Annotated in this window: 33 protein-coding genes and 1 tRNA gene; 6 read left to right on the forward strand and 28 right to left on the reverse strand. The window is 49.2% G+C overall.

Annotated elements, in window-relative coordinates; genetic code table 11:
* Positions 1-21 precede the first annotated feature (21 nt).
* Both B9A14_RS09730 and B9A14_RS09735 read left to right on the forward strand, forming a co-directional pair.
* Positions 22-98 (forward strand) — tRNA-Trp (locus B9A14_RS09730).
* A gap of 73 nt (positions 99-171) precedes the next feature.
* Positions 172-1119, forward strand: a complete 948-nt coding sequence (locus tag B9A14_RS09735) for a tyrosine-type recombinase/integrase (protein WP_084665508.1) — start codon at positions 172-174, stop codon at positions 1117-1119.
* 58 nt (positions 1120-1177) lie between these two features.
* On the opposite strand, the gene B9A14_RS09740 is transcribed toward B9A14_RS09735, so the two are convergent.
* The 8 genes from B9A14_RS09740 to B9A14_RS09770 all read right to left on the reverse strand — a co-directional run bounded on the left by B9A14_RS09740 (position 1178) and on the right by B9A14_RS09770 (position 7114).
* The gene (locus B9A14_RS09740) at positions 1178-1462 is read right to left on the reverse strand and encodes a hypothetical protein (RefSeq protein WP_084665509.1); all 285 of its coding nucleotides are present in this window, start codon (positions 1460-1462) and stop codon (positions 1178-1180) included.
* 10 nt (positions 1463-1472) lie between these two features.
* Positions 1473-2168 (reverse strand): N-acetylmuramoyl-L-alanine amidase, encoded by a 696-nt coding sequence (locus tag B9A14_RS09745; RefSeq protein WP_084665510.1) that lies wholly within the window; start codon positions 2166-2168, stop codon positions 1473-1475.
* A complete protein-coding gene (locus tag B9A14_RS09750; protein WP_084665511.1) occupies positions 2149-2832 on the reverse strand; it encodes an HNH endonuclease in 684 nt (227 codons plus the stop codon). Before B9A14_RS09750 ends, B9A14_RS09745 begins: the two co-directional genes overlap by 20 nt.
* Positions 2804-3238, reverse strand: coding sequence for a phage holin family protein (locus B9A14_RS09755; RefSeq protein WP_084665512.1), 435 nt, complete (start codon positions 3236-3238; stop codon positions 2804-2806). The genes B9A14_RS09750 and B9A14_RS09755 overlap by 29 nt, the downstream gene beginning before the upstream one ends.
* A gap of 16 nt (positions 3239-3254) precedes the next feature.
* Positions 3255-3980, reverse strand: coding sequence for a trypsin-like peptidase domain-containing protein (locus B9A14_RS09760; protein WP_084665513.1), 726 nt, complete (start codon positions 3978-3980; stop codon positions 3255-3257).
* Between the two features lie 115 nt (positions 3981-4095).
* Positions 4096-4608 (reverse strand): hypothetical protein, encoded by a 513-nt coding sequence (locus B9A14_RS17195; RefSeq protein ID WP_084665606.1) that lies wholly within the window; start codon positions 4606-4608, stop codon positions 4096-4098.
* Positions 4595-5242, reverse strand: coding sequence for a hypothetical protein (locus B9A14_RS09765; protein WP_084665514.1), 648 nt, complete (start codon positions 5240-5242; stop codon positions 4595-4597). The genes B9A14_RS17195 and B9A14_RS09765 overlap by 14 nt, the downstream gene beginning before the upstream one ends.
* Entirely contained in the window at positions 5243-7114 is a 1872-nt protein-coding gene (locus B9A14_RS09770) for a hypothetical protein (protein ID WP_172839129.1), read from the reverse strand.
* Between the two features lie 89 nt (positions 7115-7203).
* On the opposite strand from B9A14_RS09770, the gene B9A14_RS09775 reads away from it, so the two are divergent.
* Positions 7204-7488: a hypothetical protein gene (locus tag B9A14_RS09775; protein ID WP_084665516.1), complete on the forward strand. Its 285-nt coding sequence runs from the start codon at positions 7204-7206 to the stop codon at positions 7486-7488.
* On the opposite strand, the gene B9A14_RS17200 is transcribed toward B9A14_RS09775, so the two are convergent.
* Genes B9A14_RS17200 through B9A14_RS09785 form a run of 3 tightly spaced genes read right to left on the reverse strand, consistent with a single transcriptional unit; the run spans position 7472 to position 11139 of the window.
* A complete protein-coding gene (locus B9A14_RS17200) occupies positions 7472-7645 on the reverse strand; it encodes a hypothetical protein (RefSeq protein ID WP_157109909.1) in 174 nt (57 codons plus the stop codon). The two genes, B9A14_RS09775 and B9A14_RS17200, sit on opposite strands and share 17 nt — an antisense overlap.
* A 40-nt stretch (positions 7646-7685) precedes the next feature.
* Positions 7686-8036, reverse strand: coding sequence for a DUF6711 family protein (locus tag B9A14_RS09780; protein ID WP_084665517.1), 351 nt, complete (start codon positions 8034-8036; stop codon positions 7686-7688).
* Between the two features lies 1 nt (position 8037).
* Positions 8038-11139: a tape measure protein gene (locus B9A14_RS09785; protein ID WP_084665518.1), complete on the reverse strand. Its 3102-nt coding sequence runs from the start codon at positions 11137-11139 to the stop codon at positions 8038-8040.
* Positions 11140-11215: 76 nt separating this feature from the next.
* On the opposite strand from B9A14_RS09785, the gene B9A14_RS09790 reads away from it, so the two are divergent.
* Complete coding sequence (locus B9A14_RS09790; RefSeq protein ID WP_231967686.1) at positions 11216-11899, forward strand: stalk domain-containing protein; 684 nt, start codon at positions 11216-11218, stop codon at positions 11897-11899.
* A gap of 4 nt (positions 11900-11903) precedes the next feature.
* Here B9A14_RS09790 and B9A14_RS09795 read toward each other — a convergent pair whose 3' ends face one another.
* The 17 genes from B9A14_RS09795 to B9A14_RS09860 all read right to left on the reverse strand — a co-directional run bounded on the left by B9A14_RS09795 (position 11904) and on the right by B9A14_RS09860 (position 19015).
* Entirely contained in the window at positions 11904-12251 is a 348-nt protein-coding gene (locus B9A14_RS09795; protein WP_084665520.1) for a hypothetical protein, read from the reverse strand.
* A gap of 2 nt (positions 12252-12253) precedes the next feature.
* Positions 12254-12592 (reverse strand): hypothetical protein, encoded by a 339-nt coding sequence (locus tag B9A14_RS09800; protein WP_084665521.1) that lies wholly within the window; start codon positions 12590-12592, stop codon positions 12254-12256.
* 10 nt (positions 12593-12602) lie between these two features.
* Positions 12603-13217 (reverse strand): phage tail protein, encoded by a 615-nt coding sequence (locus B9A14_RS09805; RefSeq protein WP_084665522.1) that lies wholly within the window; start codon positions 13215-13217, stop codon positions 12603-12605.
* A gap of 14 nt (positions 13218-13231) precedes the next feature.
* The gene (locus B9A14_RS09810) at positions 13232-13618 is read right to left on the reverse strand and encodes a phage tail tube protein (protein WP_084665523.1); all 387 of its coding nucleotides are present in this window, start codon (positions 13616-13618) and stop codon (positions 13232-13234) included.
* Between the two features lies 1 nt (position 13619).
* Positions 13620-13997 (reverse strand): minor capsid protein, encoded by a 378-nt coding sequence (locus B9A14_RS09815; RefSeq protein ID WP_084665524.1) that lies wholly within the window; start codon positions 13995-13997, stop codon positions 13620-13622.
* Positions 13998-14001: 4 nt separating this feature from the next.
* Positions 14002-14358 carry a hypothetical protein gene (locus B9A14_RS09820; protein WP_084665525.1) on the reverse strand — a complete coding sequence of 119 codons (357 nt, stop codon included), beginning with the start codon at positions 14356-14358 and terminating at the stop codon, positions 14002-14004.
* The gene (locus B9A14_RS09825) at positions 14358-14651 is read right to left on the reverse strand and encodes a hypothetical protein (RefSeq protein ID WP_084665526.1); all 294 of its coding nucleotides are present in this window, start codon (positions 14649-14651) and stop codon (positions 14358-14360) included. Before B9A14_RS09825 ends, B9A14_RS09820 begins: the two co-directional genes overlap by 1 nt.
* On the reverse strand, positions 14648-15118 hold the full coding sequence (locus B9A14_RS09830; protein WP_084665527.1) for a DnaT-like ssDNA-binding protein: 471 nt from the start codon (positions 15116-15118) through the stop codon (positions 14648-14650). The genes B9A14_RS09825 and B9A14_RS09830 overlap by 4 nt, the downstream gene beginning before the upstream one ends.
* Positions 15119-15129: 11 nt before the next feature.
* A complete protein-coding gene (locus B9A14_RS17205) occupies positions 15130-15297 on the reverse strand; it encodes a hypothetical protein (protein ID WP_157109910.1) in 168 nt (55 codons plus the stop codon).
* A 54-nt stretch (positions 15298-15351) separates the two neighbouring features.
* Complete coding sequence (locus B9A14_RS09835; RefSeq protein ID WP_084665528.1) at positions 15352-15630, reverse strand: hypothetical protein; 279 nt, start codon at positions 15628-15630, stop codon at positions 15352-15354.
* A 14-nt stretch (positions 15631-15644) separates the two neighbouring features.
* Positions 15645-16574: an SU10 major capsid protein gene (locus B9A14_RS09840; RefSeq protein WP_084665529.1), complete on the reverse strand. Its 930-nt coding sequence runs from the start codon at positions 16572-16574 to the stop codon at positions 15645-15647.
* Positions 16575-16589: 15 nt separating this feature from the next.
* On the reverse strand, positions 16590-17183 hold the full coding sequence (locus tag B9A14_RS09845; protein ID WP_084665530.1) for a capsid assembly scaffolding protein Gp46 family protein: 594 nt from the start codon (positions 17181-17183) through the stop codon (positions 16590-16592).
* Between the two features lie 23 nt (positions 17184-17206).
* Entirely contained in the window at positions 17207-17344 is a 138-nt protein-coding gene (locus B9A14_RS17210) for a hypothetical protein (RefSeq protein WP_157109911.1), read from the reverse strand.
* A 44-nt stretch (positions 17345-17388) separates the two neighbouring features.
* On the reverse strand, positions 17389-17613 hold the full coding sequence (locus B9A14_RS09850) for a hypothetical protein (protein ID WP_084665531.1): 225 nt from the start codon (positions 17611-17613) through the stop codon (positions 17389-17391).
* The gene (locus B9A14_RS09855; RefSeq protein WP_084665532.1) at positions 17613-17948 is read right to left on the reverse strand and encodes a hypothetical protein; all 336 of its coding nucleotides are present in this window, start codon (positions 17946-17948) and stop codon (positions 17613-17615) included. The genes B9A14_RS09850 and B9A14_RS09855 overlap by 1 nt, the downstream gene beginning before the upstream one ends.
* A 196-nt stretch (positions 17949-18144) precedes the next feature.
* The gene (locus tag B9A14_RS17215; RefSeq protein WP_157109912.1) at positions 18145-18321 is read right to left on the reverse strand and encodes a hypothetical protein; all 177 of its coding nucleotides are present in this window, start codon (positions 18319-18321) and stop codon (positions 18145-18147) included.
* On the reverse strand, positions 18311-19015 hold the full coding sequence (locus tag B9A14_RS09860; RefSeq protein ID WP_084665533.1) for a hypothetical protein: 705 nt from the start codon (positions 19013-19015) through the stop codon (positions 18311-18313). The genes B9A14_RS17215 and B9A14_RS09860 overlap by 11 nt, the downstream gene beginning before the upstream one ends.
* A 247-nt stretch (positions 19016-19262) precedes the next feature.
* Between B9A14_RS09860 and B9A14_RS09865 the strand changes: the two genes are divergently transcribed.
* On the forward strand, positions 19263-19547 hold the full coding sequence (locus B9A14_RS09865; RefSeq protein WP_084665534.1) for a hypothetical protein: 285 nt from the start codon (positions 19263-19265) through the stop codon (positions 19545-19547).
* Positions 19544-20320, forward strand: coding sequence for an IS21-like element helper ATPase IstB (gene istB / locus B9A14_RS09870; RefSeq protein ID WP_084665535.1), 777 nt, complete (start codon positions 19544-19546; stop codon positions 20318-20320). Before B9A14_RS09865 ends, istB begins: the two co-directional genes overlap by 4 nt.
* The last annotated feature ends 174 nt before the right edge of the window (positions 20321-20494 follow it).

Consider the following 20494-nt stretch of genomic DNA (forward strand, 5'->3'; position numbering starts at 1 on the left):
GGTTTATAATAAACCTAGCGCAGGGGCGTAGCTCAATTTGGCAGAGTAGCGGACTCCAAATCCGTTGGTTGCAGGTTCGAGTCCTGTCGCCCCTGCCAAGCCAAGAGAATCAATGCATTGCAGTTTAGGAAGGCCTCCCCAGAGTCCGTTGGCTCTGAGGAGGTTAATTTTATGCCTAGAAAATGCCACTCCAACACTCGTTCATCCACCCAAAATATTTCCTGGGAAAGCCTTCTTCAAGAATTTTTGCTGTGGAAAAGTGCCCAAGGCGCGTCCCCCAGAACGTTACATGATTACTCTGCCCACATAAATCTTTTCTTTTCTCGCTTTCCCGAAGCCCAGAACGATTACTCTTCTTTGCGCCGGTGTCTACTATCTTACCTTGGAGAACCCATCGCTCCTGCCACTAAAAATCTGCGAATAACCTACTTGAAAGCTTTTTTCGCTTGGTGTGTAAAGGAAGGCTACTTGCCCGAGAACCCTGCTACAGGAATAAAGAAAATCAGGGATGACGGTAGGATTAGGCATATATCGCTAGAAGACGTAGAAAGACTGTTAAAACAACCTAATAGGAAAACTTATACCGGAATGCGGGATTACTGCATGATGCTACTTCAGCTGGACACCGGCATCCGCCCAAGCGAAATGGTGGAGTTGCTGCCCGGCGATGTAAATCTAGAAGCTAGGGAAATTTACATCCGGCCTGAGACAGCTAAGGCAAGAATAGCTAGAACCCTGCCTATTTCTCCTTTTACTGCTCAGGTCATAGCCCAGTTTCTAAAGCTTAGGCCTTCATGGTGGAGTAAAGAAGTGCCGTTGTTTGCCAGCGAAAATGGCCGCAAGCTAAGCTCGTGGTGGTGGTGCAAGCGGTTCCAAAAATACAGGGATATGGCAGGTATTGACGCTACTCCTTATTCCCTGCGCCATACCGCTGCCATAGAGCTTTTGCGGAACGGTGCTGATGCATTTGCGGTGCAGCGCATTCTGGGGCATTCTACCCTGGATATGACCCGCCGGTATATAAAGTTATCCCAGGAGGATATTAAGGAAGCTCACGAAAAGGCTTCTCCCGTCTACAAGCTTTCTATGCCCCGGCGAGCTAGGAGGAAGCTGGAATAACTGTTTGGTGAATAAAAATAAAAAATAGCCCTTGGCCTTTTCTCCTCGGCCAAGGGCTTTATTCTTTCCAATACCTTGTTCCGCAATCTCGGCAGTGGAAAGCGCAACACGTTTCCCGGAGCTCTTTTCCGCAATCAGGACAGGTTACTGGCTCGGCAATGCTTTCTTTTATAAGCATCCTAGCGCTTTCTTCATCCAGTTCTCCCACTTCTCCCGCATAGTATAGGTCTTTCCCCTTCTCATCCGCACAAACATCGGCAGCCACCTCTGCAAGGGCTATGTCTAGCAGGCAGTCCAGGCAGGGCCCTTCCCCTTCCCATTCCGAGAAGCATACCGGGCACACCCCATTTAGGTCATCCTTTCAGCTTTTGGTATAGATTGAGCAAGGCCGCCGCCAACTCTGCCCTGGTAGCGGGCTGGTCGGGGCGAAAACTTCCATCCGGATAGCCGTGCATGAAGCCTAAGTCTAGTATCTCTTTTATGGCCTCCTCGGCCCAGTGGCCCGTTATATCGTTCTTTGCGAAGTATCGCTTGAGGCCAATCAACAGGGCCAGCGATATACTCTTCCGTGTTTGCTCTTGCGCTAACGCATCCGCCTGGGCAGGGTTAGAGATGAAACCTATTTCTGCAAGCACCGCTGGAGCGATAGTCTCACGAAGGATATAGAAATTGGCCTTCCTTATTCCTCCATCAGGCCAACCCAAGGTGTTTACTAAAGCCTGCTGAATATATTGTGCTGCCACCTCTGCCCTGCCGCCTCGTTTCCATATCCAGGTACTGACGTAGTTAGCGGAAGGGCTACTAGCAGAGTTAATATGGAGGCTTAGCACTAAATCCGCCTGGGCTTTATTTAGCCTAGCGGCTCGTTCCTCTAGCTCCACGTCTGTATCAGCATCCCTGGTCATGACCACCTCGAAACCGCTATTTTGGAGCCGATATGCCAAGTCTCGTGCTATGGCTAGCACTACATCTTTTTCCCTCAAACCGTTTGGCCCGATAGCCCCAGGGTCAGAGCCACCATGGCCCGCATCAAGCCCTATCCTCGGCATTTTCACCACCTTCTCCCTTTTGTTTTAGCTGCTCTAGGGCTGCCTTAAGGGGTGCAGGAACGGGTACTCCAGCCCGGGAGAGGTTTTCTAATTCTTTTATTGCATTAATAAATGAACCAAAACGTCTATAGTAAGTAACTAGTGATGGTAATTCACCTTTGTGAGCTCTTATGTCATATGTCCTAGGCAATCTACCTAACTTAACTGCTAGCTGTGCTAAAAGAATAAGCAAGTCTGCTTTACTGTATTTGGTCTGGTGGAGCCGCATATGATCTGCTCTTTTAATGACAACCAGATTTTCTAGCCGATTATCATCACGCCTTTCGTTCACGTGGTGGACAATTTCATCAGATTGCAATTTACGTCCAAGATGTTGTTCAATTATAATCCGGTGCTCTGGCAGATAGCGTTTAGAATTTGGCACGTTAACTACTATATAACCATCTTTTCTGGATCTGCCGCCCTTCCACTGAGGATTTCTTTCTCTAGCCATTACGCCAGGGCGAGCATGGTTAGGCCGTCTTTTAATACCGTATTTAACCAACCACCGATAGACAGTAATCCGATCAATACCCAAAGCATCCCCGACTTCGGTTAGTGTATAACCATTTTGGTACAAAGAAATAGCCATGTCCCTAATCTCCTTCGGAAGCGGCACTGGCATCTCCACCACCCTTTTCTACCTTATCCTTCAATTGTTCCAGTGCGTCTTTAAGGGGTTTAGGTATGGGCACTCCTGCTCGACTTACATTTTCCAAGCATGACAAAGCTTCATTGCTAATGTAGAAGAATATCGCTAAACTTCGGAGCACTTCGGTTCCCAGGGCTATATCCAGCCAGTAGCCCACAGCCACCGGCACAAAAAGAAGTATCTTTTTCGCAATCCCTTTTAACCCTACGTCCGAGTTCAACTTCTTCTCCACCCAGGCTGCCGTGAGGCCGGTAATGTAGTCCAGCACAACAAATAGCACTAGCACCTTCAATGCCACGTCCCAGCCCCCCAGCAGACCCGTGAGCAGGCCGCCTATTGTTGCAATAGTCCATTTAACGTAACTCCCTATGTTCTCCATTTCTGCTACCTCCTTCTCATCGAATTTTATCTGATACACGTGCCAAGAAATCTTTTACGACCTGCAGTTTGATGGCATAACCCAGCCCCTCAAAAGCTTCTCCTACGATTTTAGCTACTGCAATGCCGACTATTTCTCCACGCTCGTTTATCACCGGGCCTCCACTGTTGCCGGGGTTTATGGGGGCATCTAATTGCAGCCACTTTCCTCCCTGGCGACTTAGGTTGCTTATTATCCCTACGGTTACGCTCTCTATCAGGCCAGCAGGGGCACCGATAACAGCTACAGGCTCACCCAAGGCCGGGTCTTGTTCTGCCAGCTTCAGCGGAGGCAAGGTTTTGGCAGTTTTGATGAGGGCTAAATCATTATGCTGGTCAGCGACGACTATCTCCCCAGGAAAGTTCTCGCTATTTTCTTTCATAAGGGTAAACGTGGTATTCAGTCCTACTACATGGTTATTGGTGATGATATAGCTTCCCTCTTGGTCATTAGCGATACAGGCCCCACTGCCTAAGTTGGTTCCGGTGTGCACCATTACTATGGAAGGCATTACGGCAGGAAGAATATCATCAAAAAGGCCATTGCGAAACATCCAGCGATGAAGAATGGAAGCCATTTCCTCACGGGTGAGGGGCTTCTCTGGTTGAAAAGTGCCGTCAGGGTAGCCGGACATTAAGCCCGCCTTGCTCACGGCTTCGATGCTCACTCGACTCCAGCGGTCGGGGGTTACGTCTTTATACATGTAGCATTCCTCCTTCAAAAATAATAAAGCCGCTCACCGGCGGCAAATGAAGCCCGTTAGTTATTCTGCAATATAAACAATTTAGTAGAGTGGCCTTGCTGCGCTTTAAGTCTACCTATACAAGAGTTACTACTTCCCACGCAAAATCGTAAGCATTAGTTGAGTCGCTTCTAGAAATGAGGAGGTTTGTGCTACTAGTAAGGTAAGCGTAACCCATATATTGTGAACCATAATAAGAACTGCCAGCATAAACTAGTTTACCTGATAGTGTCACGAAGGATTTAGTAGGATCTACAGCTGCTATCGCAATGTTTGCAGACGTAGCACCGGCCGGAATCTGTCCAGTACCCCTTTGGACACTGATACCGCTAGCGAACTCTAGAATATATACATAAGCTGATTGATAAGAGAAACCTTCATATACTAAAGTAGTTGAATTGCTTAAATATACTCTTATGCCATAGTATCCTTCCGAAGCCACCTTAAGGTATGGATGAATAACTAAAAATGTTTTTCCTAAATCGACGGCAGTAATGGATGCAGTATAACTTCCCGACGACGTAATTTGAACGTTTACTCGTTGTATAGATTTAATCTGTGCCCCGCCTAAAAGGTCAAACCCAGCCACTCCCTGTGTATCCTTTAAACTTACCCTCACCAGTATGGAAGATTATTCTCCCTTGGTAACCAGTCGGGTAAGCCGATACTACCTCCACCCTTAGCTCCTTGGTAGTATCAGTACGTATAGCAGTTGCGCTCATATTATCAACTTGATCCAGCCCAACATCGGCTTTGGTAAGGACTACGTTACCCGTCTTACCGGCTACGCTAAGAACATTCGCACTCAACACACCATTGGAATCTATATTTACTCCATCACCCTGCTTCACGTGCCCAAGTACCGTAGATGACGCTTTTTCGGCCAAATGCGCATCTAATGCGCTCTGGCTAGCTGCTCCTATATCGGCAGGGGTCAGGGCATCTGCGCCGCCGATGGCATGGCGGCTTTTATGTTGGGCCAGGCTTGCAAGGGTTATATCCGGCGCATCATACCAGTTGGTCTTGCCCGTTATAGCTTTTAAAAGGGCCGCAAAAAAGTTCAAAATGGCTTGTAGCGGCCCCGAAGCTGCTGGCGTGGCCGTCTGGTCAGGGGTACGGCTTTCCTGCTCAATGTAATTTATGTTTCCTTCTATCCGGTTGAAGTCAGCTGCCGTGGGCACATTTCCGGCGGCCCAGTTAGTCTTCGGTGTCTGCCAAGGCAATTAGCTCGCCCTCCTTCCCGAAAGTTTAGCCCGGAGTGCGCCAGCATACTCCAATTCCTGCCTGACTACGTAATAGTCGTTTCGCTCAAGCTGGTCGACAACCGTGATTCTGTCAGCCAAAAGCAGGGCCGGATTGCCCCGCCACTCTACTTCCACGTCCCGGCGAGGGTTCTTGAAGCTCGCCAGCAACTTATCCGCTATGGTCTGGGCCATGCTCAAAGTCTGCACTAGCGGGTTGGTGGGGAAAGTATAGCGGATAAGTCCGTTGTCGGTGATGCTAGCGTCGTCTTTGGCGATGGCTCTCTCCTTGTTCTGCACCTTCAGTGGCTTGGCGTTTATGACCACCGTCACACTTTCATCGGAGGTGCCGCTGTTTGAAAGGGTAAGATCGGCTCCCCAGGCGTAGTATGATACACTGCTTATTGTTGCGTTGGTTGCACCTTCCAAGTAGGCCGAAGCCTCTATACAGGGCACCTCGTTGTAGTAAACGGTTAACGACTTCTGCCCGCCAGCCGGGACGGTAACTGGCTCATTGCTCCGATAAACTTCCTGAGCTGTAGCAACTGGCCGTAGCGGCTGCGTCTCGACTTCGATGTAATTGGCAATCTCGTTCCACTTCACTGGATTATCCTTCTGAAAGTAATCATCTGCAGTCAAGGTAAGCACGCTCTGCGTCTGGCTGGCAAGGAAGCTTGGGCCTTCTACCCTAATTATGCCGTTTCTATCAACGTAGACCTGTCCCAAACAAGCCTCAGCGATAAGGCGTAGAGCCTCCTGGTGGCTCATTGGTTCAAAGTAGGCATAAGGCACAGTATACTGCTGAAGTTCTGTATCGACCCAGTATTCTTCGGGTTTTAGCCCGGCATCCTGGAGTATGGCTATAGCCAGGTCATAGAGGGTCTTATTCTGCTGGACGGTGCTAATAGCATAATTGCTTTTTCGCAAATGCTCCAGTATATCCCGCCCAGTTGTTTCGGCGTAGACCCTTGTCTCTGGTATATTCCAATCACCACTCCAAAAAACACCAAGCGGTACCCATTCTCGCCCCACTGCCGTATCCACGCCAAGCCAGGCCCTAATAAGCCGATTAGGCTTAAGTAACCCGTACAGCGGGCTAGAAGTATTCCCAGGATCAAACTTGCGGCTGGAATTGTTCAGCCGCACCGTTATTTCATTAGCCGAGATGTTTCCTATTGGTAAGCTACCTTGGCTAACTTCTCGCTCTTCGAGTAGGTGGATAAGGATTACATCGTCACCTTCATAAGTTTCCTGGATAGAAGTAAAGAATTCTAGTATCTTTACCTGCCGCCCAGGGTGGCTCCACTTTCGCACCTCTAGGACAGCTTTAGTGACCTGAGTAACAGGAACTATATCTTTCGCCCAGCTAATTAGGGTATTCCCTGCCACGCTTTCGGTATAAAGTAGTGTGTTGTTAGCATCATACAGTCTGATTTCAAAGTCCACAGGGTACTCTCCCCGCCTGGCATCCCCGACTACTTTTAAACTGTGTACAGGTCTCTCAAAAAATGTAACTGTTAGAGTGGGGTATGGGATAGCAAAGTTCCCATTTACATCGGCCAATTGGCTACCCCACCACCCCATTTGGTACTGAAAATCACCCGGCCCCGGTGCGAGCGCATAGTTTTCTCCCAGCACCCAACTGCCATCGAGAGCAGCATATTTGAAAGCGGCTTCGGCAATCCCGTCAGCTACTTGCTCAGGGTAACTCACGTTAGCTTGTTCGTTAGCGGACACTTGTATGGATTTATCCAAGAAGAACTCCGCATAGGTTATCGTTACCCTGCCGTAAACACGCCGCTCGTCGGCACGGATTTTATCGAGGAAGTCCTGCGTAACGGGGTACACTAGCACCACCCACTCCTTGCAGGTAAAACATCCCTTCTTATAGAAGTTTGGAGTCGCTCACTCCACTAAATTCGTACAGAAGGGAGGGTAGGTTAATGAAGATGACCGAAAAACAGCTTATGAAGTTTTTTGAGATGCTAGATAAAGAGGCTTTACTATTACACCTGCAAGATACCCGTGAAAAAGCCAAAGACTACTATACTCACCTTTTAAGCCAGGGAATGTCGAGCGAAGCTGCCATGCTTGAAACGATCTCGATGGCATGTTACCAGACCCTTAAAATTGCTACTTTCTTGGCATTGGCTTTCACTTCATACGAAGCTTACGACCCCGAAACCATCGGCAAAGAAATTGAGACTTTGCTTAAGTCTCTGCATTGAGCCATGCTTTATTTGTTATTTGTGCTATGCCCTGCTTAAGAAACTCGATAAACTCTTCTGCCTTTACCTTTTTTGCCCTTGCTGGCTGGACTACTTTCTTAAGTTCAGCCACTTCTTTTTCTAAGGCAACAATCCTTTGCTCTAACAACTTGCTCATCTTCTCACCTCTTTCATATCACAAGTGCACCAGCACCACCTCATTGCTCAATTAGCGCCAGCGATACATCTTTCCAGTAGCGAGTTCCAGCTATCTTCTGCCAGGCCGCTTGATTTATATCCCCTACGTATGCGGTAATGGTAGCTGTCTCACCATTCTGTGGGTCGGGGTACTGTACGGTGTGGAAAACCCTGCTCTCCAGGATGTCCAGGATAGTACGCAGGTCGCTATCGGCAATAATCTCCCAGCGCATGTCCAGCCTCCGCTTGATAGCTATAATCTCCATAGCCATCTTGCCAGAGGCGAGGCGTTCGGCCTTGCTTAAACGAAAGACCCCAACCTTCAACTCGGTTGGGGTCTTAATTTGGGTTCCGTTGATCAGTACCGCCATACTAGACACTCCTCAGTACCACAGGAATGCCAGTACGCTGAGCTTCGGCAATAATGCCGGGCAGTATGGCTCTGCCCAAACGTTTGCCGTCTATCTCAAGAATTATTTCTCGCTGCGTGGCTCCTTCGGCCTGGACAACCCGCATAGCATCTCTTATCGCTGAATACGCCGCTTGATATATCGCACTCGCCAGATCATCCGCAAATCCGCTGCGGCTAAGAGGGATTACCGCCTCTGGGCCACGTTCACCTAACATAGTCAGCGTAGGAGCGGTCACGAGGCCGCCTTCGGCCAAATATGGTATTTCCGGTATCTGTGGCATTCGGATAGACCAACCGCCTACAGTACCTATAAAAGGTATTTCTATCCTAGGTATACGGATTTCGATGCGGTTAAAGGCCCGAATGAACTTGTTAATAATCGCAATTATCCCATTGATAGCCCCCTTGATAACGTCCTTTACGCCTTCCCACTTCTCCCATGCCGCAGTTCTAATCGTTCCCCATACGCCTACCAGCTTATCTCGTATCCAAGCCCATGCCGCATCTAAAGCACCTTTGAGGTAGTTAATTGGGGTCAATATAGCTGCCTTAATGGCCTCCCAAGTCGCAACAGCCGAGGCTTTTAAGATATCCCACACCATAAGGATATTGGCTTTGATTAGTTCCCATGCTTGCGCTGTAGCCTCTCGGATAGTAGCCCATGTTTCCGCCAAAAATGTTGTTATCGCCGTCCATATAGTAGTAGTTAGTTGGCTTATAAGGGCCCATTGTGTAGTGATAAACTGCGCTATTGCCGTCCAAATAGTGGTAGCAAGCGTCTTAAGAGCACTCCAATTGCCCGCCAAGAAGCCCTGAATAGCCACCCATATTGTGCTTACCGCCGTCCGCAGGTCTATTTTGCCAAGAATTAAATCCCTTATGGCTTGCCAGATGATAGAAGCTAGCATTAGGGTGTTATTCCATATTGTGTTCAAGAATGTTCCTATTGCATTCCAAATGGTAATAGCTGTTAGCTGGATGTTATTCCAGGTGCTAATGATGTAGTTTTTTACAGCCTCCCATATTGTTTGCGCCGTAATTTGGATAGCGTTCCATATCTGGCCCAAAGCTCCGCTGAATATTTGCCATAGCCCAATACCAATATTTGCAATAGCTTGCCACGTGGTACTTAATACATTACCTAAACTATTCCACGTTACAATGGCAGCATTCTTTATAGCCTGCCAGATATCAGAAAGTGCGCTGCTGAGCCCCTCCCAAGCTAGAATAGCTACCGCTTTAATGCCATCCCATAGCCCTTTGAAAAAGTTCGACACTGGTTCCCATATGGGCCTTGTTTTGTTGACAATCCACTGCCAAGCTCCAACTACAGCATTTTTGATGCTTTCCCAAGCATTATAAAAGCCTTGCTTAATCCACTCCCAGAACCCTGCTAGCGTAGGTTTTACCTGTTCTAAAGCACTGGTGTCTATCCCCGGCAAGGCCATAGCTCCAGGGGTCTCCAAAGTGGGCATGGTCATCTCGCCAAGTCCAGCAGCTACATCCTTTGCCGCATCTGCGGTATCTTCGATAATCTGGTGAACTTCATCAAAGGATTGGATGTTTTTCCCCGCTTCTTTACCAGCCTTTTTTGTGGCATCTGCCTGGTCTTTCAACGCATCAGCAGCTTCCCCGCTACTCTGAGCAACCTGCTGTCCGGTATCGGCTAGTTCATTTTGCTGCCCTTGTACCGCCGCTAAAATACGCTGCAGATTGGCCCTTTCTACACTTGCAGCATATTTCCCCCACAAGATTATCCCGGCGGTTACGACAGCGGATATACCTAAAATTGCCCATCCAAGAGGCCCTAAAGCCGACCAGACGGAATACAACGCAATCCGTAGGGCCTGAAGTATCCCTATATGCTGCACTCCAGCCATAGATGCTAAGTGTAGTTGTAGACGGTATATCTGTACTGCTCTGGCAAGAAAGTTTAAGATGCCGGAAGTCGCTACGGCTTCCCCACGCATGACGGCGGTAATAAAGGTAAACTGTGCCACTGCTTTAGCTGCTAATCCGAACACCCAATTGACTAGGCGGAAGGAGAGGAAAGCTGCTAAAGCACCAAGGACAATTGGTTTAATTACTGCCCAATATCTTGCAATTGTGCCCAAGACAGCTTTAGCCGTATTCCAAAATCCTTGCAAGGCAGCTACGGCCATGTTCACGGTTGCCGTAAACTCCGGGCCGAATGACTTTGCTAAGGCCGCCTGAAGGCCGAACTGCCGGAAGGTATTGTAGAACTCGGTGGCGAAGTCTCGCACTTTCTGGAGCCAGGAGACTATCCCTTTAAATAAATTGCTGGTCAAGGCCCCAATAGTCATGCGCCAAACGTCTTTGATGGTGGAAGTAACGCCTTCCCAAGTATCCTGCATATTCTCCATCATCTTGGGAAAGCGTTTCTCCATGCCCTCAATGAGTATCTGGATAGCCTGGCTTGCCGGGATAAAGCCTTTCTCGGAGAGCTTCATCACTTCGGCGGTGGATTTGCCCATAGCTTCAGCTAAAATTTCCCATGCAGGAATCCCCGCCTCAGTCAGTTGCATCATTTCTTCTGCGCTTACCTTGGCCTTGGCCCGCATCTGGCCCAGGGCAATAGTAATCCTGTTAATGCCTTCTTTGCCTAGGCCAAGACCGGCAGCAGCATCACCAACAGCCTGCAAAGTTGGCAGCACTTCATGAGCGGCAAACCCCATAGCCATCATGCGTTTGGCCGCTTCAAGCAAATCGGGGTACTCAAACGGCGTCTTGGCGGCAAAATCGGCCATTTCCTGTAGAAATGCCTGGGCCTTCTCGGCACTTCCAAGCATGGTAGTGAAGCCAATCTGGGCTTGCTCCATCATGGCGTTGAAGTTTACCGCTTCGCCTACTATGGATTGAAAGCCTCGGCGTATGGCTTCAAATAAGCCTATGCCTAGGGTGAAGGAAAGTGCATTCCTGAATATATCGCCAATCCTTAGCCCAGCAGCCTTGGCCTGCTTTTCGGCTTGAGCCAAGTCTTTATTGTACTGGGAGAAGTCAGCCCCAAGCTTGACTAAAAGTTCGCCTACAGTCATTTTCATCCCTCTGTTAGCAGGATTTTACTACCGCATGACGAATAATTTTCCAAAAACTACTTCCGTTAGGAGGTATTGGCTTATGCGGAAACCTCTCTTGGTAAGCGTTGCTGTTTTTCTCTTGCTCGGGCTATTAGCTGGTACGGTCTGGGCTTCCATGTGGGGCACCTACATGGGTTACCCAGTGGCCCGAATACAGGTAAACGGCCAAATCGTAACACCCTCTAGCCCGGCAATAATCATTGAGGGCCGTACCTACGTCCCGTTAAGATTTGTCAGCGAAGCATTAGGTGCCCAGGTTGGTTGGGATGAGAAAACTTATACCGTTATGATAAAAACAAACACAGTTCCACCTTCTTCACAAAGCCCTGCTACTAGCAACAACGAATATGTTGTCAGGGATGCTAATGGCAAAGCTCTTTACAGCTTTAGGATAAACAAGGTTACCAGCATGAGCGAGCGCAATCCATATTCGGATAAAAACCCAGCTCAGGTCATCATGATTGATTACACGTATACCAATATAGCGAGCGAAGAGGACGTTTTTCTGAGTGATATTCATTTTAAGGTTGTCGATTCGGCCGGGAAGGTAGGATATACTTATCCCAATGCGCCCAAGAACTACCCCCAAAGAATTCCTGTAGGTGTTACGTGTAATGCTCAAATGATATTTGGCCTCGATAACAAGAGCGATGTTGTAAAGATTTATTTCTACAAAGACCTATTTGGCCCAGTAACCGCCACCTTCGAGATGCCTGTTGAGTAACTTACTACCACGGCCCTTTTAATCCCTTCGCCTTCGCCTCCTGGATAAGAGCGGCCCAGCGGTCTTCTTCCTGCTGGGCCTTTCCCGTCAGTCTCTCCACCGCCTTCTTTATTTCCTTGCTGATAAACGCATCAGGCTCCACCTGCTTCGGCTTTTTCTTGCCGAACATGCCAGCCAGGGCGCTTATCCCGTTGGTAAACACAGCGGCCAGGAAGGCCCATTTGTTCCGCATCTCGTGGTATTCCTGAATAGTTTTTTGCCGTTGCAATTCCTGTAGGATTGCCACCAGCTCGCTGGGCTTGAGCTGCCGCATCTCGTCCAGCGTCCAGCCGAACTCCCGAGCTAGCAGCACTACTACCTCTGCGGTAAGCCACTCTGAGCCAAGGTCAGCATCGGCTTGAACAGCTTCTTCAGCCCGAGAAAATTTACGTCAACGAAAGCCTCGATTAACGCTTCTATTTCGCTCATGTAGGCATTCTTTATGTCGTCTTTAGTAAGTTCCGGAAAGATGACAGGAAGCTTCTTGTAGAGAATATCGAAGTCCAGAGCCCCCAGCTCTTTCGCCAGGTCTATGTTGGCTATCTTCCCCTTGCTGGTCGGGAAAAGCTCGATTATCAGCTTCTCAAGGTCGCCAATCCGCTTTTCTTCTACCCGGATTTCTTTCCCGCCAAACGATACAACCTTATTCCGCATCTAATCACCTCTATAGCCTGAAGTAGAGCGGGCCTACGCCCTCAAAGTCAATGCTTTCCTTCACCAGCTCATCAACGGCGGCCTCTATGCCTTCACCATTTATGATGGCAAAGCCCTCAAGACACTTCTGGGAGGCCCCGCTGTCAACGAAAAGTTTCACCACGATAATCTCGCCCAGGCTCTTGAAAAATCTATCGTCGCCCCAGTAAGCTTCGGCACTACCGCTCCAGCCTTTAACCGTTCGTACAAACTCCTTCCAACCTCCGCTGGCGAATGTGGTGGCTTCCACGTCCTCAGCATCGGTTTCCACACTCCAATTGAAGAAGCCGCCGCACTGCACCAGAGTTAAGGCCTGGCCGGAGACGGTTACCGTGTCGGTATCCAACAGGGGGGTATCAAATACCACAAAACCGCCAGCCCTCTCAAGCGTAAAGCCGCTAGTAATAACGCTGCCGTTCTTTTTAACCGTGATGGCAGCATCCAGCGGCCAGTAGCGGTAGGCCGAGTCGGTTACCTGGTAGCGTGTTCTGGTAGCATCAGGCGTAGTGGCCTGGTCTGTAAAAGAAACAGGGGCGGTATTTATATCGCTAACATAAACCGCCCCTACCTTGCCAGCTATTGCCATATTAAATCACCCCATTAAGTGAGGGTAACGGTGAGCTGCCCAGTGCCCTGGAAGTCGAAACTTATGCTACCCTTATCATCCACAGGCATCTCAATACTAGGCTTCACAAGAGCACTACCAGATAGCTTTTTGGTGGCATCAATACGCAGTTCTAAATTAACAGTGGTACCATTTAGCCAAGCATTGATTAGCGCTACTTGGCCGTTTGTATCATTGGGGTTGAGGTTTCCTTCAAAACTGCCGCTCCACTCCTTCAAACCTGCGATAAACTCTTTCCAGCCGTTAGAATCAAAGCTGGTAACATCGATGTCGTCGGCTTCGCAGTCGATGCTCCATTGGGAAATTTCGGCTACCTTGTTGGCCCCAATATAGACACTTCCGCCCTTACCTGCAATTGCCATGTTAATCGACCTCCTTAATCACTCTAAAGTTGCACACAAAAATAGCCCTGCCGTTTTCATCTCTTGGCAAGGCTTCTGGGCTTTGTCTAGCCCGAATAAGTAAATACCTTCTTCCGTTGACTATCGTTTCGGTTAGCCCGTGCAACACATTTCGGATTTGCTCTATTTTCTGCCTTCCAGCAGCATAATTTTTGTTTCGCACCAGGACTTGCAACCCCGGATACTCGACATTACTGTGCAAATCCGGGGGCTCCCCAGCATACTCAAATAGGGCAGCGACATTATCGGGGGTTGCAGGTAACTGCCCTAAAAAAATATCGGTGCCAACCGTGCCGACACCGTTTGCCTGGAGATAGGCTGCTATATCGTTTAGCAGCATCTATCTACCCCCTTTCGAGGGCCTTGCCTACCTCGTTAGCGATGTACCGCTCGTACTTGCGAGCATTGTCGTTGAAAGGGTCTTCGAGATATTTGGCTTTCCCACCTTTGGGATGATTGAAATCCAGCCGCTCATGCTGGACTATTGAGTAGGGCAGGTCGTAGCCCACCTTCACCCATACCTGATTACCTTCCCGCTGGAGTGGGCTTACCGAACAATTAGCCCGCAGGTCGCCGGTATCAATCGGGGCCTGCATGGCCGATTTCCCCTGTAGGTCGGCGGCGCAGGTCTGGATGGCCTGGATAGCAGCCTGCATCGCCCTTGATACTGCTTTATTGCCGTACCACCTTAGCTCCGCCATCAGCAGGCCACCTCACGGTAGATTATATTGCCGTCCAAGTCGGGAATTTCAGTTACAGCGATAATGGGCCACTCCCTGCCGCCATACTCCACTATATCTCCTGGTTGCACTTCCTCTAGGCAAAAGAAACGGGCCTCGGAGACTACCTCCTGGCCCTGTCTATCCCTCACCAGCCTCCGCTTGCCTTCCCAGCGCACTTTGATGGTCTGGCTGGTGGTGATTGGCTCCCCGTATTCATTGAGGCCTACCGTTCGCTTCCAGGTAGCAGTTTGATTGAGGTAATCAGCAATCATTTAATGCTCACCACACCCGCTAGATAGGGCTTAAGCAACTCCAAGGCCTCCTTAGAAAGCAGTTTCAAGCTGGCCCGGTACTCCTCGCTCACCTCACCAAAGTTAACCCGGACAACATTTTGCTCCTGGGCCTTGGTGCGGGCCGAATTGCCATACTTGAGCAAAGCCAGAGCTTCTTCACATTGCGCATCTTTTACCTCCTGCGGTACCATAGCCCCCTCGGTAAAGCCAATCACACCGACACGATTAAACACAGGCATAATGCGGGGGAAAGCAAGAAGCTGTGCTTCATCTGCTTTAACTCCTTTAAATGCCAGACGGTTTATCCGTTTGCACGCCTGAATGAGGGCCTTTTCCTTAGTTGGCGTATTTGCGGCCTGCCATTCATCCGCATAAATCCTCTCCGTAAAGTACGCATCAGCCTCGGAAACCGTAACGTAACTATTAACTCCCACCTGGAGGGCCATATCTATGCCCCCTATTTCTTGGTTTTACTAGACTCTTCTACCTTTACTTCCGGAATCCTCTTGAGTATCTCAATTACGCCCCCATCTTCCGTTTCAAAAATGCCCTCTTTAAACTCGGCTACAATTTTCGTACCATCCCATACCTTTAGAAATGGGTAGCGCTCACAAAGAAATTTCAATCTACATCACCTCCGCATTAGGGTTAAGAGGAGCGAGAGAAAGTCTCGCCCCTCTTAAATCGTCACGTCAGATATGGTGCATTGTGCAGCATCCGCTGAGGTAGTAGTATTAACCGTATCCGTAGTGGAAGCCGTACCCGTATAATGCATATTCGCCGCTGCTAAATGGGCATTGTGGTCGGCTTTTAATTCGTTGAGGAGTGTTACAGCAGCGTTGTATTTCGCTTTGAGGTCATTAGCCAGGGCAGCTAAAGCTGCCACTTTATCTTGCAGTTCCTTTAATATCTCCCGTTCTTTCGGGGACAGCCCGATACCTACCTCTTTAAGCGCCATCAGCTACCGCCCCCTTAAGCCGCCAGGCCGATAATCTTGCCGTGGTAAATCTCCGGGCCGTGCTGCAAGCCAATCTCGCCGTAAATCTGGTACTTGGTGCTGGCCCCGGTCTTGGCAAGCTCTTCACGGAAGAGGAAGCCCTTGCCAGGAATCTCCAGAATCACGGGAGCGCAAACCTTCAAATCCACTATAGCAATGACATCGGTGGGCATGTAACGATTGAGCATAATCGGAAAGGCCCCGAAGTTAGTGAAAATCTGCTTTAACTGCAGGCCTCCAACGTTGCGGTCAGCAGGAGCATAGCCATAAATCTCAGCCAGCTTATTGAGCTGATTACCGTTGAGAAGGATAACACATTTATCGCTGAAAGGTGCCCCGTTCTGGTACATCGTCCAGAGCAGTTGCTCAAACAGAGCCTTGGAGATGGCTGCACCCGCTGCGTTGACCACGTTAGTAGTAATAGCAGTCAAAATGCCCCTTGTCTTGCGAGCCGTGGTGTTATCGGTTGGGTCATTGAATACCCCCTGGAGGAAAGTATACTCCACATCCCGCGCAATTTTCTCTAGTGCCCGCTCCGTCTGCCATGTAAGCTCGTCTTTCACGGGCTGGTTACCCAGGATAGAAACGCCAGATATGTTGCCAATAGCAGCCTGCTTGGTGTAGCTCACTTCGATGGTCTCATGGAAGATCTGCACTACGTTGTAGACCTGGCTGCGCACTCTGGCAGATGCAGTAGGTGCCGTCTGGCCTTCCAGGTGTGCGGGCTGGCTGGGGGCCGGCAAGTCATATGTCTCGATAGCAAATTTGGTCGCGTTAGTCTTTACCCCGCCGGTTAGACCACCAATTGCACTCAAGAAAGGGGTTTCAGTTGGAGTAATAGAGAAAAGCTCGCCTACGAAGTTAGGTAGGTTATAAGTAGTGCCCTGTCCGGTAATGCCTGCCATGTGAAATCACCCTCCTTAAATCGTCTGTCCAAACTTCTTGCCTTTAAGATAGATTGCAGTTGCCCAATCGCCTTTAGCTTCGGCTTCAGCAATTTGAGTATCAATGTCTTTGGGCACGTTTCCGCCGCCCGGTGGGTTAGTCCCGCTCCCCACCGTCTTACCGGCAGCACCAAGCATCTTTTTTAGCTCCTCGGCGTCCTGCCGTATCTCCTCTTCCGTTGTACCGAAGATGCGGCTGGCCCATGCCTTGGGAAGACCCATCTCGTCCAGCACCTTCAGCTTCAGGCTTTCCAGCCGGGCCTCCTGGAGCTGGAGTTCCAGCTCTAGACGTTCCCGCTCTAGTTCGGCCAGCTTAGCCTGGAGCTTTTCTGTTTCACTCATCTGGGCCTCCTTCAGCTTTTTGAGCTCCTCCGCTGCCTTCTTCAAGTCTTCGTAGTCCTTGTACTTCTCCCGTTCACGCTTCAGGCGCTCGGCTAAGATGCGCTCTAGCTCCTCCTGCGTGAACGTTTTTGCCGGCGGATTGCCTTGGTCATTGCCCTGGCCGCCGTCGCCAGGGTTCGGTTCAGGATTAGGGTTGGTCGGGTTCAGGTTTTTGTTATCGTCTGCCATAAGCGGTTCTCCTCCTCCCGTGCTTAACCGACGCACGTTACCGTAGTTTTGCGACGTTTTATTCTTACAAAGGGTGTCCAACGCCACCCATTGATGTAAATGCGCTCGTAGATAAACCTACCTGCTGCACTTGACCAGCGTCCAAAATTTAGCCATATCATGAGTTATCCTCCTTCCGGGTTTTTGCCGGATTCCCGTGCCCGTTTTATTGGCAAAAGGCACACATAGCTTTATAGTGGCAGTCAGCCTTTGCAGCTTCTAATAGACCAAGTCTCTCAATGTAGCTAAGTGTTTCAGTCCAGGCTACCTCAAAAGTTTTATCATGATTTTTTACGCATATAAGAATGCCTTCTATCTCGCCAGCATCAAATTTTTGGGCCAAGTAATCAATCATTTCGCCAATATCGCCAAACCTCACTACTTTTGCCATTACTTTTCGCCTGCCAGTTGTTTTAGGCTCTCAGGAGGCTCCATTTTAGCCATTCGGTAGAGACGGACTAGCTTGCGGGCGGCCCTACGCTTCTCTTCTGCTGGTGCATCTACTCCGCCTCTTGCCCCTGCTAAAGCTGCCGCTGCTGCCGGCAGAGCGTTCTTGTTATACTTACCGTTCGGTTCTTTCACCGGCAGCTTGCACTTAGAAGCCACTTTTTCCTCTCCTGGCGGGTTCAAGTCGATAAGGCAGGCAGCGCAAAATTTCTCCACGCTCCCGTAAGCCTCAACGGTTTTATCAATGTCGCTCCAGGGCCGGTCGCTGAATTCGGCCATGCGGTTTCACCTCACTTCCTCTTGGATTTTTGCTTTCTCGTGGGCAGTAACCGATAGGGCATACTCTCATGGGCACACTTTCTTGCCCAGGGCATCTTGTTGGCAAACGCCCAGCGCCACTGCTTCTTACTCTTGAAGCCCATGCTCCCACCACCAGGGCATAAGAAAACCGCCCTTGCCATTCGGCTCAGGCGGTTTACGCATTCATTTCCTGCTTAGCTTCTTCGTAAGTTGGCAGCCATATTCCGTACACTTCATAATAACGCTTACGGTACTCTTCCCAGTTCTCTTCTGGCGTTTTTTTGTAGTCCGGCATACCATCTACCAAATCTACGCCAAGCACTCTTACCTTTCTATTCTCCTCAGATTTCATTAGGCATCACTCTCCTGTATTCCCACCCATACATTTCCGCCAGGTCTTGCATTATCAGGTGGCTATGCTCCTTCCATGCTTGCTCTTCTGTCATCCGGCCTGCTATAACTTCTTGGGCAAACTGGTTGTAGTATTTATCCCTTAGCTTCAGCCACTGCAACGAAATTTCCCTTTGGTCAGGCTTCTGCCCATTTCCACGGCTAAAAATATACCTCGTGCCGTCATGCCCGATTACTACAATGTGGCTAATAGATTCGTGGGCCATAGTAACTATAATGTCTGCATCCGAAAAGCTCGAACTCCGGGGATGGTTATGCACTTGTATTATGCTTCTTTCCTCAGCACGGCTCAAAAAATCTCTAAGGGTCGACGATATAATTACCTGGTCTTTCTCGCCCTCTATTGTAGCATAAACTTTTTCCCCGGTTCTAGCGTCTATGTGTATCAAACATTCTCTTCCGGTATTCCTGCCAAATTCTACTGCTTCTTTCAGGGCATGAGCTAACCCCTCTTTAGCTTTATCAGGCAACCCTGCTACTTCAACGTAATGCTCCGGAGGCGGCTTCTTCCCTGGCTCAATCCATTCTTCGTACTCTTTTATCAAGTTGGCATCAACGCCCTTAGGTTTTTGCCCAGTTAGCTCATACGACCTCTTTAGCCTTTTTGCCGCTTCCACCTTCTTATCTAGCGGCACTACTGGGCTTAGCAGTTCCCTTCTGTATTTGATACTCTAAAAGTTGACCAGTTGATCAGCGAAAAATTGACCACCCGGATCAAATTCCCTGTTATGCTGAAGGGGACAAACCTTCGGCAACAGGGGGAAAGAGGATGATCGACGTGGTCGACAAGGAGATGATCCGCAGGCTCCATTACGTAGTAGGGCTTTAGAGGATGCTAAGCCCTTTCATCGTGCAGACCTTCCGCCAGTATATCACCGGTACTTGGCGGCCTTAAAAGAATATCATGCCCAACCAGAAAAGGAATTTGTCCAGATCCTTATGTACCACCGGGAAGTGGGATGGGACGCTCTAACCTCGGCCTTAAATAAAGCTTTAGACGAAAGAGTTTACCATGCCCCTGGAGTTAAAAGTATCCTTGAGCAGTTAACCGGTAAATGCCTCATTTCCCAAGGAACCCAAGACCTATCAGCTTACCGGGTATCTAGGCCGAACCTAAAACAGTTCGACCTCCTGGGAAGCTGTAATAACGGGAGGATAGTCCATTGAGCACAGAACTTCTTCTTAAAGAGTATTTACACAAACTAAAACTTCCAGCGGTGGCCCGGCACTACAAAAGTCTTGCCCGCACAGCCGCAGAAAACAACCGCACTTATGAAGAATACCTATGTGCTCTTTTGGAACAAGAGGTATTGAGCAGGGAAGAAAGCGCCCTTAAGAACCGGATCCGCCGGGCCAACTTCCCCTACTTCAAAACCCTAGAAGAATTCGACTTTACTGCCTTACCAAGCTTGAGCAAACCTAAGGTGTTAACTTTAAGCCGGGGAGAATACATCAAAGCCAAGGAAAATGTCATCTTCCTTGGTAACAGTGGAACCGGTAAAACCCATTTGGCCATTGCCCTGGCTTTATGTGCCTGCCGGCAGGGTTACCGTGTACGCTTTTATACTGCCCCTGGCCTGGTTACAGAACTCTTAGCAGCTGCCCGGGAACATAAATTACTTTCCTTGGAAAAGCAGTGGCTAAAGCAAGACCTGGTAGTGGTAGACGAGCTGGGCTATGTACCCTACACCACTGAAGGAGCCCAGCTTCTCTTCCGCTTCTTGGCTGGCCGGTATGAAAGGGGGAGTGTGCTCATTACTTCCAATCTCGAATTTAGCGAATGGGTACAAGTATTTGGAGATGAAAGGATGACTGCTGCCCTCCTGGACAGGCTCACCCATCATGCCCATATCCTGGTCATGAACGGGGAAAGCTATCGCTTCCGCCAGAGTTTAAGGCGACGCCAAGAGGAAGGATTGGTTAGTTCTGCCTCTGCATAGTAGCTAAAAGTATTTCACGTAAGCTAGACGGCCTCCCGAGCCAGTCCGGCCAACCTTGATTAACATTATGCGAGTAACAAATATTAATTAAGCAAAACCAGGAGGTGGTTGCTATTCTAAAATAAGTAAACATAGTCCTAGCGAAACTAAACTATACAGGTGGTCAACTTTCAA

Source organism: Thermanaeromonas toyohensis ToBE, from assembly GCF_900176005.1.
Classification (GTDB): Bacteria; Bacillota; DSM-521; order Neomoorellales; family Neomoorellaceae; genus Thermanaeromonas; species Thermanaeromonas toyohensis.